The organism is Neisseria sp. P0009.S007, from assembly GCF_051962515.1.
Map to the genome: position 1 here is coordinate 1 of NZ_JBQCVF010000418.1, position 1,199 is coordinate 1,199.

A 1,199-nucleotide genomic window follows, 5' to 3' on the forward strand; every position below is an offset into this window, starting at 1 on the left:
CCACTACCCAGACTAATATGTTTTTAATGGTATTCCCCACTGAACAGGCTCCATGGTTACAAAATAAATAAAATCAAGGGAAAGAATTTTAAAGCACCCACCCTACATTGTCAGCGTTTATTTTTACCTAATAGGTAAATCTCACTGGAACGATTGCGGGAAGCATCCGGCTTTCGGGTTTGTACACTGGCAAAAATTTCACGCATAGCCGCCGTATACTCTTGATAACCCGCGCCTTGAAACACCTTCACTAAAAAACTGCCTCCGGTTTTCAAATGTTGGAAGGCAAAATCCAAAGCCAGTTCACACAAATAAAAACTGCGTGCCTGGTCGGTTACGGCATTGCCTGACATATTGGGTGCCATATCACAGATTACAAGGTCTAACGGACGATTATCCAATAAAGCTTCAAACTGCTCCAAAACGGCATCTTCCCTAAAGTCGCCCTGAATAAACGACACACCTTCAATAGCTTCCATCGGCAAAATATCCAAAGCAAACACTGCTCCTGTTTTACCGACCAGCTTGGCCGCCACCTGTGACCAACTTCCCGGCGCGCTGCCCAAATCCGCCAAAACCGTACCTGGCTTGATTAATTTGTCTTTTTGATTGATTTCCAATAATTTATAAGCCGCCCTGGCACGATATCCGTCCTTTTGTGCCATATGGACATAATGATCGTTGACGTGCTCATGCAGCCATGCTTTTGAAGATTTTGAGCGTACAGCCATCTTGATTTGAAATGCTTAAGTTAAAATCAGCATTGTACGTTATTTCCCCCGTAAATGTTCTAAATCGCGTACAATATAGCCATTATTCTTTTTAATTGGATACTTATTAATATGAGCGACAACAAATTAAGCACCAAAGAAATTTTGGCCTTGAAAGCCCAAGCACACCACCTCCACCCTGTCGTTATGGTTGGCCAACAAGGCTTGACCGACTCGGTTATCAAAGAAACCGATGCAGCATTGACAGCGCACGAATTGATTAAAGTCCGTGTTTTTGGCGATGATCGTGCTGAACGTATTGAAATTTGTGATGCCCTGTGTGAAACACTGGGTGCCCAACTGGTGCAACATATTGGTAAATTACTTGTTTTGTGGCGCAAAAAACCGGACAACGAATAATTTAAACTGAATAAACAGCAGAAGTATTTTCTCAACCCACTTTATCATATCCTTCTGTTGTATTTATGC

At 42.4% G+C, this 1,199-nt stretch carries 2 protein-coding genes; one reads left to right on the forward strand and one right to left on the reverse strand.

The window, feature by feature from the left end; all coding sequences use genetic code 11:
* Window positions 1–110 precede the first annotated feature (110 nt).
* A complete protein-coding gene (locus tag ACTHS3_RS13745; RefSeq protein ID WP_070608314.1) occupies window positions 111–731 on the reverse strand; it encodes an RlmE family RNA methyltransferase in 621 nt (206 codons plus the stop codon).
* A 111-nt stretch (window positions 732–842) separates the two neighbouring features.
* On the opposite strand from ACTHS3_RS13745, the gene yhbY reads away from it, so the two are divergent.
* Window positions 843–1,130, forward strand: a complete 288-nt coding sequence (gene yhbY / locus ACTHS3_RS13750; protein WP_070608313.1) for a ribosome assembly RNA-binding protein YhbY — start codon at window positions 843–845, stop codon at window positions 1,128–1,130.
* The last annotated feature ends 69 nt before the right edge of the window (window positions 1,131–1,199 follow it).